This is a genomic window from Niallia sp. RD1 (assembly GCF_024219955.1).
GTDB lineage: Bacteria > Bacillota > Bacilli > Bacillales > Cytobacillaceae > Niallia > Niallia alba.
Genome location: NZ_CP100420.1, coordinates 4,984,206 through 5,000,474 on the forward strand (window position 1 = coordinate 4,984,206; position 16,269 = coordinate 5,000,474).

14 protein-coding genes are annotated in these 16,269 nt (G+C 35.9%); 2 read left to right on the plus strand and 12 right to left on the minus strand.

Annotated elements, in window-relative coordinates; translation table 11 throughout:
• Positions 1-326 precede the first annotated feature (326 nt).
• The 6 genes from NKG37_RS24065 to NKG37_RS24090 form a co-directional block, all read right to left on the minus strand.
• Positions 327-839 carry an adenine phosphoribosyltransferase gene (locus NKG37_RS24065; protein WP_016201669.1) on the minus strand — a complete coding sequence of 171 codons (513 nt, stop codon included), beginning with the start codon at positions 837-839 and terminating at the stop codon, positions 327-329.
• Positions 830-3,193 carry a single-stranded-DNA-specific exonuclease RecJ gene (gene recJ, locus NKG37_RS24070; RefSeq protein WP_254415454.1) on the minus strand — a complete coding sequence of 788 codons (2,364 nt, stop codon included), beginning with the start codon at positions 3,191-3,193 and terminating at the stop codon, positions 830-832. Before recJ ends, NKG37_RS24065 begins: the two co-directional genes overlap by 10 nt.
• Before the next feature lie 183 nt (positions 3,194-3,376).
• Positions 3,377-4,693, minus strand: a complete 1,317-nt coding sequence (locus NKG37_RS24075; protein ID WP_254415264.1) for an ISLre2 family transposase — start codon at positions 4,691-4,693, stop codon at positions 3,377-3,379.
• Between the two features lie 466 nt (positions 4,694-5,159).
• On the minus strand, positions 5,160-5,459 hold the full coding sequence (locus NKG37_RS24080; protein WP_016201672.1) for a LapA family protein: 300 nt from the start codon (positions 5,457-5,459) through the stop codon (positions 5,160-5,162).
• Between the two features lie 424 nt (positions 5,460-5,883).
• Positions 5,884-8,136: a protein translocase subunit SecDF gene (secDF, locus tag NKG37_RS24085; protein WP_254415455.1), complete on the minus strand. Its 2,253-nt coding sequence runs from the start codon at positions 8,134-8,136 to the stop codon at positions 5,884-5,886.
• Positions 8,137-8,515: 379 nt separating this feature from the next.
• Positions 8,516-8,815, minus strand: a complete 300-nt coding sequence (locus NKG37_RS24090) for a post-transcriptional regulator (RefSeq protein ID WP_016201674.1) — start codon at positions 8,813-8,815, stop codon at positions 8,516-8,518.
• Between the two features lie 215 nt (positions 8,816-9,030).
• Between NKG37_RS24090 and spoVB the strand changes: the two genes are divergently transcribed.
• Complete coding sequence (spoVB, locus tag NKG37_RS24095) at positions 9,031-10,575, plus strand: stage V sporulation protein B (RefSeq protein ID WP_016201675.1); 1,545 nt, start codon at positions 9,031-9,033, stop codon at positions 10,573-10,575.
• A gap of 87 nt (positions 10,576-10,662) precedes the next feature.
• Here spoVB and NKG37_RS24100 read toward each other — a convergent pair whose 3' ends face one another.
• The gene (locus tag NKG37_RS24100; RefSeq protein ID WP_254415456.1) at positions 10,663-11,304 is read right to left on the minus strand and encodes a DUF421 domain-containing protein; all 642 of its coding nucleotides are present in this window, start codon (positions 11,302-11,304) and stop codon (positions 10,663-10,665) included.
• Between the two features lie 316 nt (positions 11,305-11,620).
• Between NKG37_RS24100 and NKG37_RS24105 the strand changes: the two genes are divergently transcribed.
• Positions 11,621-11,941 (plus strand): TIGR04086 family membrane protein, encoded by a 321-nt coding sequence (locus NKG37_RS24105; protein ID WP_254415457.1) that lies wholly within the window; start codon positions 11,621-11,623, stop codon positions 11,939-11,941.
• Between the two features lie 365 nt (positions 11,942-12,306).
• On the opposite strand, the gene yajC is transcribed toward NKG37_RS24105, so the two are convergent.
• The 5 genes from yajC to ruvB form a co-directional block, all read right to left on the minus strand.
• Positions 12,307-12,606: a preprotein translocase subunit YajC gene (gene yajC / locus NKG37_RS24110; protein ID WP_016201678.1), complete on the minus strand. Its 300-nt coding sequence runs from the start codon at positions 12,604-12,606 to the stop codon at positions 12,307-12,309.
• A 29-nt stretch (positions 12,607-12,635) separates the two neighbouring features.
• The gene (gene tgt / locus NKG37_RS24115; protein ID WP_254415458.1) at positions 12,636-13,775 is read right to left on the minus strand and encodes a tRNA guanosine(34) transglycosylase Tgt; all 1,140 of its coding nucleotides are present in this window, start codon (positions 13,773-13,775) and stop codon (positions 12,636-12,638) included.
• Positions 13,776-13,938: 163 nt separating this feature from the next.
• Positions 13,939-14,967, minus strand: coding sequence for a tRNA preQ1(34) S-adenosylmethionine ribosyltransferase-isomerase QueA (gene queA, locus NKG37_RS24120; protein ID WP_016201680.1), 1,029 nt, complete (start codon positions 14,965-14,967; stop codon positions 13,939-13,941).
• A gap of 36 nt (positions 14,968-15,003) precedes the next feature.
• On the minus strand, positions 15,004-15,210 hold the full coding sequence (locus NKG37_RS24125; RefSeq protein WP_016201681.1) for a DUF2905 domain-containing protein: 207 nt from the start codon (positions 15,208-15,210) through the stop codon (positions 15,004-15,006).
• Positions 15,211-15,262: 52 nt separating this feature from the next.
• Positions 15,263-16,258, minus strand: a complete 996-nt coding sequence (gene ruvB / locus NKG37_RS24130) for a Holliday junction branch migration DNA helicase RuvB (protein WP_254415459.1) — start codon at positions 16,256-16,258, stop codon at positions 15,263-15,265.
• Between the last annotated feature and the right edge of the window lie 11 nt (positions 16,259-16,269).

Sequence of the window (16,269 nt, forward strand, 5' to 3'; positions counted from 1 at the left end):
CATTTAAAATAAAAAAGAGCGCTCTTTATAAACGCTCTTTCAGACTGTAGACAAACCCCTAATTATTTAAAATAGAAGTTTGTATATAGCATATTTATTAGTCCCTTTGAAGAGGGATGTTACTTTCCGCTCCAGGGGTTCGCTTTCCGTGGGGCTCGCGCTGAGCCGCGGTCTGCCTTTGGCCTGCAGGGTCTCACCCCTTCCACTCCAAGCAACGCATAAAAATTCCATTTAACTTTTTAAAAATCTTTTTGTCTACATACTGAAAGAGCGCTCATTATAAGCGCTCTTTGTTTAAAATTTTTCAAGCTGAAAAAATATATATATTAATATTCCATTAATGTTAATATATCATATCCATCTAAATTTTTACGTCCTTCAAGATAAGATAATTCAATTAAGAATGCGATACCTGCAACAACTCCACCAAGCTCTTCTACTAATTTAATTGTTGCCTCAATTGTGCCGCCAGTCGCTAATAAATCATCTGTAATTAACACACGTTGACCTGGTTTAATTGCATCCTTATGGATTGTTAATACGTCTTTTCCATACTCTAATCCATATTCTACTTTAATTGTTTCTCTAGGTAATTTCCCTTCTTTACGAACTGGAGCAAAACCTACTCCTAGAGAATAAGCAACAGGACAGCCAATGATAAAGCCTCTTGCTTCTGGTCCTACAACAAGATCAATTTCCTTTTCTTTTGCATACGCTACTATTTGATCTGTTGCATATCTATATGCTTCTCCATTATCCATTAATGTTGTAATATCCTTGAATCTGATCCCTTCTTTTGGCCAATCTTCAACGATGGTAACATATTGTTTTAAATCCATTCTTTTACTGCCTCCTCATTATTAACGGATTTCTTTAGAATAAGATCAAACCAATTTTTAAGTTGCTCATAAGATGAATAAATCAATTCATTTTCTAGCTCAAATTGCGCCTGCTTTTGTTGAAAAGAGATAGACTCTGATAAATCTCTTTTCGGTACATTCTTATTCAATGAAATAAATCCATCCTTCATTGTAACAAAATTCAATTCAAAAAACACCTTTGACATAAAATCTACCGTTTCTTTACTCCAACCTTTTCTTCTAGCTAGCTCTCCACCGAATTTTCCGAGGTGAAACATCCCCTGTTTCGCTAAAAAGGCATAGAACCATTTAAAATGGTCTCGAGTTGGCATCGTACTAAAAAAGTCACTTTGTTGTTTATAAAAAACAGCATAGATTCTTTCAGGTTGATTGTTCGCTAACAACGTTTTTAACATATCTATATTTGGCGGATAATCTGCTAATACTATAGCATTATCGACTGACTCAAAAAAAGCTGCTTGTTCTATCGTTTCCATTACCTGATAGGAGACTTGTTGATTCATATCCTTTGGAACAGAGTCTTGATGGAAGAAAATCCAATGAGCATTTTCAGGTACTACATCATATAAATGATTCATTTTCCTCAAACTTCGATAGTCAAATAGCTGCCAATGAGAAACCTCGATATCTTGAATAAAGATTTGTGTTTTTTTGCGATTATTCCATTCGTTTATCGAAAGTTCTCCCAATACAGATACTTTTGCATTTGGAGCAATATGATCACATAAGTCACCAATTCCAAACCCTATACCATCCAAATCAAATTCATTTTGCTTTAATAAAATTTTTAAATGGTTTTGATTTGAACCTATTTTCCTCATGTTCTCTACTTCTAAATCACAGAATGTCAGCTTCGGTTTCGGATTATCAACACCAAACGGAGGCAACATTTGCATATCCTCTATTGACTGAATGGAAATGTCACTTATCGAAAAACTGCCATCCACCTTTGTTAATGGCACGAGATCTTCCTCCGTTAATTGATCAAAGGCTAATTTGTTTAAGTTATTTCTTAGCACATCTACATCGTCTATTTTCAAGGACATTCCTGCTGCCATTGGATGGCCACCAAAATGGGGCAGAATATCTCTACAAGTCGATAAATTTTGATATAAATCAAATCCTTCAATACTACGAGCAGACCCTTTTGCTACACCCTTTTCATAATCAAAGCTTAATATAATCGTTGGACGGTAGAACTTCTCTACCAATCTTGAAGCAACAATTCCTACTACTCCTGGATTCCACCCTTCTTTCCCAACTATTAGAACGCGATTTTCAGCCAAGGGGTAGTTTTGTTCGACTTGTTCTATCGCTTCCTCTGTGATTTGATTTACAATGGCTTGTCTTTCCTTATTGGTTTCTTCCATTTCTAATGCAAGCTCTTTCGCAAGCTCTGGATCGTCAGTTGATAATAGCTCTACCGCAGGATCAGCACTTCCTAATCTTCCTATTGCATTAATTCGGGGGGCAAGCATAAATCCAATTGTTTCTTCGTTAATCGCATTTTTTTCTACATTCATTTGGCGGTATAATGCATTTAAACCGATATTATTTGTTTCTTGTAATGCTTTGATTCCTTTTTTCGCAAGAAGACGATTTTCCCCAGTCAAGGAGACAAGGTCAGCAATCGTTCCTATTGCTGCAAATGGCAATAAATGAAGAGGAACACTACCATATAAAGCATGGGATAGCTTAAAAGCAACACCAACCCCTGCTAGATCGCGAAACGGATATTTACTACCTTCTATTTTTGGGTGAATAATCGCTAGTGCCTCTGGTAACACTGGACCAGGTTCATGATGATCGGTAATGATTAAATCTATGTCTAATTCCTTTGCCACTTGTGCTTCATGTACTGCAGCAATACCTGTATCAACAGTAATAATTAATTGAACCCCTATGCTTTTGGCATAACGAAAAGCACCTTCATTGGGGCCATACCCTTCGGTGAATCGGTTTGGAATATAAAATTGCACATTCGCACCGAGATCTTCTAATGTTTTCATCATTACAGTCGTACTGGTTACTCCGTCGGCGTCATAATCTCCAAAAATTAAGATTGATTCATTATTAGAAATTGCTTTCTTTATTCGTTCAACCGCTATATTCATTCCTAAAAGTAAAAACGGATCATGAAATTCATTATTATCATCAAATAAAAAAGCCTTTGCTTCTTCTGTAGTATAATAACCTCTTTTTATTAAAAGTGAGGCAACTAGTGGTGCTATTTTTAATTCTTCCGCTAATTCGGAAGCTTTTTCTTTATTGGGAGCTTCTTCTTTTATCCATCTTTTTTTAGAACGTAACATTCAATCACCTCAATTTAACTATTATACAAGTTAAAAGAAGTCGTTTCAATGCAAGAAGAATGGAAGATTGAGTCAAGTTTTTGTGGGAGTTTTTTTAGCTCCCTTTTTTATAAAGTAAAACCTCTAAGTTTGTATCCGCTTTCCAATTGGTTTTGTTCTTCCAACTGTTGATTCTCTCATTTTTTAAAAACCTTTTAATCCCTGTAAGGCAAAGTGAACGGGTTTTCCAATCGCTTGATTTAAGTATGGCATGTTCTGACGCACGGTTTCTGTTACTAATTTTGTGGGTATTTTTCTTTTCGCTCGATGCTCTTTCTTTGATTTTTCCGTGGCTTTTTCCCATTTCCCATATATCGTTTGGATGGATAGGTCATCCTTCAATCCAATCCACAAGCGCGCCATGCTCATGACCCCTTTTTTGCTCCATGCTCTTCCATTCTTTAATCGTTTGGCTAATTGATTCATCATCGCCTCTGCACTTCCCATTGGACGATACGCTGTCGTGTCCACACCTTTTTCCTGTAACCAACTACGGTAATCTTTTATGGTTTCCTGATGATGCGTTAAAAAGCCGAGGAAATGTGCTAGTTTTTCTTCTTCTTCTGGTGTATCCATTGTTCCTACTGCGCTATTCAACTCTAGAAGTAATGTTTCTACCTGGTAGTTTTTTAACGCTCTTTTCATGTAGCGGTATCGAGGATGGCTCTTCATTAGTTGCTTCATCGAACGAGCGACATGAAAACGGTCCATGGTGAAAAAGGCGCGTTCCCGAAAATACTCCCGACATGCCGTTATCCAGCCTGCTCCATCACCATTAATAATAAGCAAGGTTTGGGTAGGATCATACGCATAATGATTCTGTAAGAACGTTTCAAAGGCTTCCCAAAAGGGTTCTTTTCCTTCATAAAGAAAATGCCTTTTATTTCGGAGCCTGATTCGCTTTCCGTTTTCTTTCCATCCCTCATGTACAGCGGCGAATTTCAACTCCCATCCACGCTTTTTCTTTTCTTGACTCTTCACATATAATCCATCTACTTCGACAAACAACACCTTTTGAAAAGGACGTTTTTCCTTAGCGGGAAGTACGCTTGTTTGAAGAAGATGTTGCCGTAATGCTTCGTGGCTCATCGCCGAATAGCCTAAAAATTGTTCGAACGTTTCCACCGCCTTTCGATAGGAGGAACCATTTGTCGCTAATTCTAGCCCCCATTCTTCTAATAGTGGACTAAACCCTTTATTCCCTTGAAACTGTAAATAATGATCTAACAGACAAATATATTTTTTGGTTACACGATCGAAATAATAATTACGCTTCAGCTCCACAGCTCCAAACGCTGTATCTAATCGTATTTCTCGTTTATCTCGTAAAGCAAATCTTCTTTTGTCTCGTTGCTTGGCAATCTCTTGATCCCAATTTTCTAACGTTTGAATAAGGATTTCTTGAAACGTCATTTGTAGTGTTCGAAATAAAGTTTTTTCCAATTCTTTTAATGATGGCATTTTTATGTTACATTGATTCATGAGAGCCTCTCCTTTTCGTAGTTTTCTAGTCAAACTCTACTTTACAAAAGGAAGCTCTCTTTTTTAATACTTAATTTTTTCCAGCTACCGCGCTTTCGCTTGGTGGCCTTTTTGTCTAGTTGGGGGACTCGTCCCCCAACTAGACAAAAAGGATATTTATTCTCCCACAAACATTTTACTCATACAGAATGGAAAAGATAGAGGTTTCCTTTTTTGTAAATACTTTAAAAGCATATAGAATTCTCATAAAGGGAAATTTTCCATCAGTGGGGGTTTTCCTTCCTCCACCACTGATGGTTAATTGAACCATTCGGACCTTCACGGACAGTAAGAGTGGACTAAATAAAGATGTATTACTAATCATTTTACACCTTAAAAAAATGCCTGCACAGAAATTATTCGAAGGAATGAATCACAACAAACTATCTCCAAACAGGCATCTTTTTTATTTTGAATCTGTAAGAATCTTTGGATTTTCTTTTTTGCTACCATTTTTTTGTTCTAATTCTCTTTTTTCTTTCTCCAATGTTTTAATCTTGCGCTGCAATGAATAGATGCGAATAATTCCTGCAGAGCCAATAATCAACCCACCTAGTAGAACAGAAATTAGTATTACTAAAATAAGTGGCCATTGTCCTTCACCAAATAGATAATTAACAGACACTGGATCTACGTTAATAACTGCAAATACCGCTACAATTAAGGCGAAAATAATTCCTAAAAGCATACTCCATTGAAACTTCATTTCTTCCCCCCCTTTTTCTATACTTTATTCATTATTCCCTAATTTCCACATTCTCACTAATATAAACAAGAAAAGCAAACACAAAGAACGTAGCTTTTTCGTGTTTCCTTACGTAAAAGAGGTAACCTGATATTTACTAGGCAGTAGGCTGCTTGTGCTAGAGGCTCCCTATTAATTTCAAATACTTATACTTTCTTCTTTTCAAAAAAAAGGCTGTTTTCGTAAAGTTTGTTACGATTACCCGCAGCCGGAATATCACTTCATTTTCCGTGGAGCTAAGCTTAAGCGTCCTCGTGTATTCCGGCTGCTCCGTTTTTCCAATTAATTCTTTTTTTCGATTGAAAAAACAACAATCCTTTTGAAAACAGCCAAAAAAAACTGCCTCCTCTACTAAAAGGAGACAGGCTAAAACTAACTATTTATATTATACTTGTGGTTCGTCAGAAATAGGACGTTTCTCTTTATAAGTAACTAAGACACCTTTTCTCTTTAATTCTTTCTTCTTCCATACATACCAAAGCTGGGATGCAATAAAGATAGAGGAATACGCTCCACCAATTAAACCGATAAGTAACGCTAATGAGAAGTTTGTAATTGCACTGCTACCAAATATTAATAGAGCAACAACACAAATTACAACTGTTACTACAGTATTTATTGAGCGTGCAAGAGTCTGTCTAATACTTGTATTGATAATATCTTTAATCTCTTGTGGTGTTTTTATACGCTTTTTCTTCGCTAGATTTTCTCTAATACGATCAAAAGTAACAATCGTATCATTAATCGAATAACCTACTATCGTTAACACCGCTGCAATAAAGGTAATATCTACTTCTAATCGTGTGAGACTGAAAATTACTATAATAAAGAACGCATCATGAAGTAGCGCTAACACTGCAGCAAGTCCCATATATAATTCAAAACGAATCGCTACATAAATAAAAATCCCAATAGAAGCGAATATTATCGCATAAAATGCATTTTTAGCTAATTCTTTACCAACAGTTGGTGATACACTGCTTACGCTCGGATCATGCCCATACGTATTTTTAAACTCTGATTTTATCGTATTAATTTTCTCTTGACTCAAATCCCCTTTAATACGAATAGCGGCAATCTCTTGCTTTTCACCTGAAATAATAATATCGTCCGCTTTTACATCCAGCTTGTCCAATTGGTCTTCAATTTCAGCAGTTGTTAAAGCCTTATCTGCCATGACTTCTATGCGTGATCCACTTGCAAAATCAATTCCAAGGTTAAGCTTGAATATAAACATAATTACAATCCCTGCAGCAATTAAAATACCAGAAATTGCAAAAAACACATTTTTATATTTCACAAAATCAAGCCGGTCAAATTTAGTTGGCAATGTCAACGTATCATAATTCTCGCTAATATGTTTTACATCTTTTCGATTGACTCCAAACCACGTAATTTTTTTATCAAACAATTTACTTTTAACTAGTAAACCAAGTAATAATCTAGAACCATAAACGGCAGTAATAAAACTAACTAATATACTGACAATTAAGAGGGTGGCAAATCCTTTTACGGAACTTGTACCATAAACAAACAATACAATGGAAGCTATGATTGTAGTTAAGTTTGCATCAAGAATGGTTCCGATAGAATTTTTATTACCCGCCTGAAATGCAGCGCGTAGCGACTTTCCTACTCTCAATTCATCCTTTATTCTTTCATAAGTAATGATATTAGCATCCACAGCCATCCCAACACCAAGAATAAGTGCTGCAATTCCTGGAAGGGTTAATACACCATTCATTAAATCAAGAACGAGCAGATTTAAATAAACATAAATAGACAATGTAATGACAGCTACTAATCCAGGCAAGCGGTAATAGAGGAGCATAAATAAAAATACTAGTCCTACACCAATTATACCAGCATATACAGTATCCTTTAATGCTTGATCCCCGAACTGGGCACCAACACTAGTTGAATATTCTTCAGTCAATTTAACCGGTAATGCACCAGCATTTAATAATTCTGCTAACCTTGTCGCCTCATCAACTGTAAAATTACCAGTTATAGAAACAGTATCGGAGTTAATTACTTCACTTACCATTGGAGCTGATAAGAATTTTGGTTCTTCCTTCGTAGCTTCTGCACTGTAGGAATCTCCTTCTTCAAAATCTAGCCAAATTACCAATGGACTTCCTAAAACAGATTGCGTTACTTCTTTAAACTTATTTGCATCTTTTAATTTTAAAGAAACACTAGGTTTCCCATACTGATCAAATTCTTGGCTAGCTCCACCTTGAACTAAATCAGAGCCATCAAGTAATTTCTTGTCTTGAATATCTCTAAATGTTAAGTTCGCTTCTGTTGAAAGCATTTCTCTTGCTTCATTTTGGTCGGTAATACCAGCAAGCTGAACTCTTATTCTGTCTTTTCCTTCAATTTGAATAACCGGTTCGCTTACTCCTAAAACGTTAATTCTTTTATCTAACGCTTGAGCAGTACTTTTTAATGCCGATTCATCAATTGTTCCTTTTCCCTTTTCCAGTGGTTCTACTTTATAAAGAACTTCAAACCCACCTTGCAGGTCTAACCCTAGCTTAATGTCACCTAATATTTTATTTGTTGTACCTCCCATTAATCCTGCCGCCAAGACAATGATTAAGAAAAAGGCAACAATTCTACTGCGTTTAACCATTATGTATTAATCCTCCTCATGAAATACAAAGCAGAAACTTCCCCAAATAGGCTTACTGACCCTATTCATTAATAGTTTGTCCCAAAATTATGTCATCTTTAATATGAACCTTTTAATTAGGTGCTATTCTATTTTCGCCGCTCACTTCTTTCAAGTAACTTCTATTAGCAAGTTCTTCTCTTATTAGAATAAACTCATTATGGAACAGTTTATCTTCACTGTCAATTTGTATAGAAAAATATACTAGTAAAATTATTCATACTTGTCACATAAAATTAACGACTTTGATTAATCCCTCTCCAAATCATTAAAAAGACTTTCTAACTTAGCACAAAAATAATAGGAAGCTTTATAAATTGGAACCAATAATGAAAACTTCCTATTTCAATAATTCTTTTTTCTCTTCTTCTGATAGTACAGAAAAAAAGTCTGCTGTTTTATATGCCTCGATTGTGGCATAGTTCATATACTCTGCAACCTTTACATGGAGTATATCCTGTACTAATTCTGAAATTCTTCTATCTTCAGATGGTTTTTTCCACTTTTTATTCGTTAAATATTCCCACAGTTCATCTTCTTTAATAGTGTCATAGCCAAGTAATTGAAATTCTTCTATCTTGCTCGTTAATACAGGCTTTACTTGTGAACGATATTGGTCATAAATGTGTGTTGACGACATTAATATTCACTCCATTACAGTCATTTTATGCTTACTTTAATCATGAGCAATCTCTTTTATGAAAGCAACATTTTTTTTGGAATAGACTCTAATAAAAATAGACTCTTCTCCAATCAACACGTCTACTTTTTAAAAACCTTGTCATGCTTTGTCCACTCTGTTGCATATAGATAATTGTATAGTATTATTCGCTATTTGAGAAGGCAGGGAATAGAATGTCTAAGTTTTTAAAAGGTACAATGATTTTACTTATAGCTGGATTTATTACGAGAGTGTTAGGATTTATAAATCGAATCGTTATCGCACGTTTTATCGGAGATGATGGAGTTGGACTCTATATGATGGTTTATCCTACCATGATCTTGGTTGTGACCATCACTCAACTTGGACTACCTGTTGCTATTTCTAAAAATGTAGCAGAGGCAGAAGCTGCCGGGAATTTCCGCAAAGTAAAAAGCATCTTAATTGTTTCTTTAAGTGTAACGTTAGGTTTAACTATCTTATTTACGCCTGCTTTATTTCTATTGGCTCCATATCTTTCCCAAACACTTTTTACCGATGAACGAACACTTTTACCACTTCTTGCGATTACGCCGATTATCCCAATTATTGCTGTGTCATCTGTATTAAGAGGGTATTTCCAAGGAAGACAAAATATGAAGCCTGCTGCCATCTCTCAAGTGATTGAACAAGTCATTCGGATTGCTTTAATTGCAACGTTTACAAAAGCATTTTTACCACTTGGAGTCGAATATGCTGCGGCAGGAGCGATGCTAGCATCGGTTCTTGGAGAACTAGCTTCTTTATTGTATTTACTTGCATCGTTCAAATGGAAAAAAAAATTTCATTTGCGGAAAAAGTTCTTCCAATATGTACATAATGGAAAAAATACTTTCCAGGAGTTAATGACGATTGCGTTACCGACCACTGGAAGCCGTATGATTGGAAGCATTGCATGGTTTATTGAACCAATTGTTGTCGCCCACAGTTTATCGATAGCAGGTCTCTCTGCCATAAATGCGACAAAACAATATGGGGTGTTAACAGGGTTTGCTCTCCCACTCTTAATGTTGCCCTCTTTCTTCACTCAATCGTTATCAACATCTCTTGTTCCTGCCATTAGTGAAGCAAAGGCAAATAATCAATATAAGCTGATTGAACACTTATTACAGCAGGCGCTCAAATTTACCTTTATGACAGGTGGTCTTGCCATCGTTGTGCTTTATGTATTAGCAGAGCCTTTAATGAGCATTATGTATGGGAGTACAAGAGGAACCTCTTTCATTCAAATAATGGCTCCATTCTTTATTCTTAATTATTATCAAGGCCCACTCCAAGCCGCTTTACAGGCCCTAAATTTCGCAAGAGCCGCAATGATTAATAGTTTTATTGGGGCGGCAGTTAAAACAGCGCTAATCTTTATTCTAGCAAGTCGGCCAGAGTTTGGGATATATGGAGTAGCGATTGCTTTGATTGTTGGGTTTGTCCTTGTTACTCTGCTCCATTTCGCCACAATATTAAAGACAATAAGTTTCTCTATTATTGTCAAAGATTATGTAAAAATGCTCCTTACTATTTCGTTAACAGCAGTACTTGGTACATTCTTAGTTAAAACCATTATATTTCCATCCATTCTGCTGCAATTGATTACTATTACAAGCATCATCTGTATCTTTTATGTATTATTACTTTTCCTTCTTCGTTTAATGAACAAAAAGGACTTAGCAAAAATCCCATGGATTGGCCGTTTTTTCTCTTAAATTTTTTTGATGATTTATTCCATCAGCAACCAGTGAGAATATACCTCCCACTGGTTGCTTTTTTATCCAAAATAGGTATATTTGCTGCTATTTATCAATCAAATCAACATAAAATTCCCCATCTTGATAACTGCAAAAAGAGATATTTTTAATATGGAGAAAGCCTTTTTCTTTTAATTGCTGCCTTAGCCAAAGATTTGTTCTCCCCATTTTATCTAAATTACTTTCTTGAATAATTCCATCCATAATTAATGGAATTGTAATGGATGATTTATTGTTCTCTTTTTCAAATACAGATAATTTTCCTGATGTTTCTAATATAGCAAATTCTACATCTGCTATATTACGGATATCCTTTTCTCTAAGCTGCACTAATAAGTCATCATAATTATATCGCTGGCTCTTCATCGCTGCTTCGTTAATTTCGCCATTTTTGATAATTAGGGTCGGTTCTCCCTCAATAAAATCACGCATTTTTTTGCTTTTCAGGGATAAGAAAGCGAGAAGTACTTGAATAGAAAGAAGTATAAACATGGGAAACAGTGTTGGTAATAATGGGTCATGGTAATCCTCTATTGCAACCACAGCAATTTCTGCGATCATGATGAATACGACTAAGTCTAATATACTCAATTCCCCTATTTCTCTTTTTCCCATCAAACGAAAAATAAGAACGATTAGAGCATATATTAAAATCGTTCTAAACAAAATGATCAAATATTGGTCCACATTATCTCCTCCGATCAAACATGTTCCTTTTTAATCTGCTCCATAAGAAAAAAATAATACGGAAAATAAATGATATTGGTTTGCTAATCTCAGACGTTTAGAATGAAAAAAATCGACCTCAACCTATTACTGTCTTCGCCTTCAGAATAAAAATGAGATATTAAGTATTTTTTCATTCTATTTTCTCTCATGCTGAATATGCTTGTACTAGAGAGCTTTTGAAAATTTTAGATGCAATGGAAAGGAGAGGTTTACAATCGAAGAGAGTAAACATGTTGGCAGTGCTGTTTTATACGGTCTAATTGCCATTTTCATTATGTTAATAACTAGCAGTTTGTTCTTTTCCCTATTATTAAGATTTACGTCAGTTCAAGAATCGTCTCTGCAATATATTATTACAGCCATATCCTTTATCACTTTATTTGCAGGTGGTTTTATTTCTGGGGGAAAAGGGAAAGAAAAAGGTTGGTTTTTAGGCGGGGTTACTGGGATAATCTACTCCATTATCATTTTTTTGTTTTCCTTTTTGGGATCTGACCAACTATTTTCGATGGAGCAAACAATTTATCATGTTTGTTATACCCTTATTTGTATGATGGGTGGAATATTAGGAGTAAATCTTGCAAAAAATAATTAGCTAAAAACTGAATGATCAAGCAAACTTCTACAGTGGGGTTTTTCCCTCATTCCCCACTGATGGTTAGTTACATGATCTTAAAACTGTTAAGAGTTAGATAAATAAAGGCTGTTTTCGTAAAGTTTGTTGCGATTACCCGCAGCCGGAATACACTTCGCTTTCCGTGGGGCTAAGCTTAAGCCTCCTCCGCTTCGCCTCCGGGGTCTCAGGCTGTCTCGCTAATCCCCTTGGCGTCTTCGTGTATTCCGGCTGCTCCATTTTTCCAACTAATTCTTTTTTCCTATTGAAAAACAACAATCCTTTAGAAAACAGCCTAAATAAAAAAGTGCAACCTTAGGCTATTAAGACTGCACTTTTTATCTTTATTATTCTGTTTTTTCTAATGTTGTACTAGCTACTGGAGCAGAAGACTCTACTACTTCACGAATTGCATTACGATCAAATGTTAGACGTGAGCCGTCTTTTGATTTTAATACAATCGTTCCTTCGTCAATTGCATCGATTGTGGCATGCATACCGCCAATCGTGACAATCTTGTCCCCTTTTTTCAGACTACTCTGCATATCACGCACAGCTCTTTGACGTTTTTGCTGTGGACGGATTAGCAAGAAATAGAATAATACAAACATTAAAATAAACGGTAGTAAACTTGCAAGTTGTCCCATCTATATTTCCCCTCCTTTCAAATTCTCTATTAAAAGTTTTTAGCGTTCGGTTTATTAAATCCATAACGTTCGAAAAACTCTTCTTTGAAATCTCCTAAACGGTCGTTTTTGATTGCGTCTCGGACATTCTCCATTAAGTTTAACAGAAAATATAGATTATGGTAAGATGTAAGCCTTATTCCGAATGTTTCGTCACATCGAATAAGGTGACGAATATAAGCACGGCTATAATTTTTACAAGTATAGCAGTCACATTCTGGATCTAAAGGTCCAAAATCTCTGGCATATTTGGCGTTTTTCACAACAAGTCGACCTTCACTTGTCATTACCGTTCCGTTTCTTGCTATTCTGGTTGGCAATACACAGTCAAACATATCAATACCACGAATAGCACCATCAATTAATGAATCCGGTGACCCTACACCCATTAAATAACGCGGCTTATTATCCGGCATTAATGGCGTTGTAAATTCAAGGACACGATTCATCACATCCTTCGGTTCTCCAACCGATAATCCCCCCACTGCATATCCAGGAAAATCTAATGATACTAAGTCTCTTGCACTTTGTTTGCGAAGTTCCTCATATTCTCCACCTTGAATTATACCGAATAAGCCTTGATCCGCAGGACGATTATGCGCCTTTAGACAACGTTCAGCCCAGCGAGAAGTCCGTTCCACTGATCTCTTCATATAATCGTATTCTGCTGGGTAAGGAGGACACTCATCAAACGCCATCATAATATCTGAGCCTAGAGCATTTTGTATTTCCATTGCTTTTTCAGGAGAAAGGAATAATTTATCGCCATTTAAATGGTTGCGAAAATGTACTCCTTCTTCTTCTATTTTTCGAAAGTCACTTAAACTAAAGACTTGAAACCCACCAGAATCCGTGAGTATCGCCTTATCCCAATTCATGAATTTATGAAGCCCGCCAGCTTCCTTTACAATTTCATGACCTGGTCTTAACCATAAATGATAAGTATTACTTAAAATGATGTTTGCTCCCATAGATTTTAAATCTTCTGGAGCCATTGTTTTTACAGTTGCTAACGTTCCCACTGGCATAAAAGCTGGAGTCTCAAAAGATCCATGCGGTGTATGTACAATGCCCAACCTAGCGCCTGTTTGCTTACAAGTTTTTATTAATTCATAACGTATTGCTGTCAAAGTATTTTCTCCTTCATATAAAGTAAAACTTCTATAGATTCATAATTTGCTTACTGTTTTGATCAAGATAAAACCATTTAACCAAAAGCATTAGAATCAACTATATATTCTAATGAATATCACCACGAAACTCAAGCAATTCATGAACCTTATCATTTTTTACTTATTGGATAAACATCGCATCTCCAAAGCTAAAGAAGCGATATCTTTCTTTCACTGCTGTTTCGTAAGCATGAAGAACATTTTCTCTTCCCGCTAGGGCACTTACTAACATAATTAATGTTGATTTCGGTAAATGGAAATTCGTAATCATCCCATCAATCCCTTTAAATTCATAGCCAGGATAAATAAAAATACTCGTCCATCCGCTGCTTTCTACAAATTCTCCATTATTTGCTGTTGCAATTGTTTCAAGTGTTCTCGTAGAAGTTGTGCCTACAGAAAGAATTCGACCGCCTTGTGCTCTCACTTTATTTAATAACGCAGCCGTTTCTTGATTTAGCTGATAAAACTCAGCATGCATTTCATGCTTATCTACGTCCTCGACATTAACTGGTCGGAAGGTGCCCAGACCAACATGCAAAGTAATAAATAAAATATGCACTCCTTTTTCTTTCAGGGCATCTAACAATTCAGTAGTAAAATGTAGACCAGCTGTTGGTGCTGCTGCAGAACCTCGTTCTTTTGCATAAACAGTTTGATAACGATCTTGATCATCAAGCTTTTCCTTAATATAAGGTGGCAATGGCATCTCGCCAAGTTGATCCAAGATTTCATAAAAAATGCCTTCGTACTGAAAATCAAGAATACGACCACCGTGCTCTAATTCTTTCACACAAACTGCTTTTAACTTTCCTTCTCCAAAGGTAATAATGGTTCCTTCTTTGACTCTTTTCGCAGGCTTGACAAGCGTTTCCCATTTATCATTCTCTTGCTGTTTCAGCAAAAGAACCTCAATATGTGCTCCTGTATCCTCTTTTTCTCCATGCAATCTTGCTGGCAATACCCTAGTATCATTCAGTACTAGACAATCACCAGGATTAATATACTCATATATATCTTTAAATTTGCGATGCTGTAATTCACCAGTCACTTTATTTACTATCATTAATCGACTACTTGTGCGATCCTCTAAAGGAGTCTGTGCAATTAATTCTTCTGGTAAATGAAAATCAAATAAATCTACTTTCATGTCTGTCCACCTATTCTCTTTCATGCAATCATAATGTTAGCGAAATTTCCCTATTAAATAAAATACCAACGATAAAACGATACTAATTACAATACAAGTTGTAATAGGAAAATAAAAAGTCGAATGTTCTTTTTTTATCATAATGTCACCTGGAAGTTTGCCAATTGGAACAAATTGCATGATTAGTCCGATTAAAAATACAATTCCTCCGATGATCATGATATATTTAGAAATTTCATTCATCCTTCTCGTCCTTTATTTTATTTATTCTTTTATTTCTTCATATTTTATTAAATTAATCAGGCTTTATATGTAAATGCTCATAAACAAGGTGGGTAACAATTCTCCCTCTAGGAGTTCGTTGCAAGAAACCAATCTGAAGCAAATATGGTTCATACACATCTTCAATCGTATGTGATTCTTCTCCAATTGTTGCAGCAATTGTTTCTAGTCCGACTGGACCACCTTTAAATTTATGAATCATCCCTAGTAATAATTTATGGTCAATATGATCCAACCCTAAACGGTCTACTTGCAGAAGTTCTAGGGAATCATCCGCCAACACTTTGGTAATCACTCCATCCCCCTTTACTTGTGCAAAATCTCGCACTCTTCGTAAAAGACGATTAGCAATTCGAGGTGTCCCCCTTGATCTTCTAGCAATTTCCCATGCAGCAAGATCCTCTATCCCAATTTGAAGAACTTCTGCTGTTCGTGAAACAATGTCCTTTAATTGTTCTATCTCATAATATTCTAATCTTGATAAAACGCCAAACCGATCTCTTAGTGGTGCAGAAACTGAGCCGGCCCTAGTTGTTGCTCCAACAAGAGTGAATGGAGGCAAATCTAGCCGAACCGAACGAGCACTTGGCCCTTTACCAATTACAATATCTAAGCAATAATCTTCCATTGCTGGATATAAAACCTCTTCTATTGCTCGTGGCAATCGATGAATTTCATCAATAAACAACACATCTCCTGGCTCTAAAGCAGTTAGAATTGCAACTAAATCGCCTGGCCTTTCGATTGCTGGTCCGGCAGTTGTTCGAATGTTAACTCCCATTTCATTGGCAATAATTGTTGCAAGTGTTGTTTTACCCAAACCAGGCGGGCCATATAATAATACATGATCAAGGGCTTCTTCTCTATATTTAGCCGCTTCAATAAATACTTTTAAATTTTCTTTTACTTTGTCTTGACCAATATACTCTTGTAATTGAATTGGCCGTAGACTTTTTTCAAATGATAAGTCTTGAGTATCTGCTTCACCTGAAATAATTCGATCATCCATAGCATTCACTC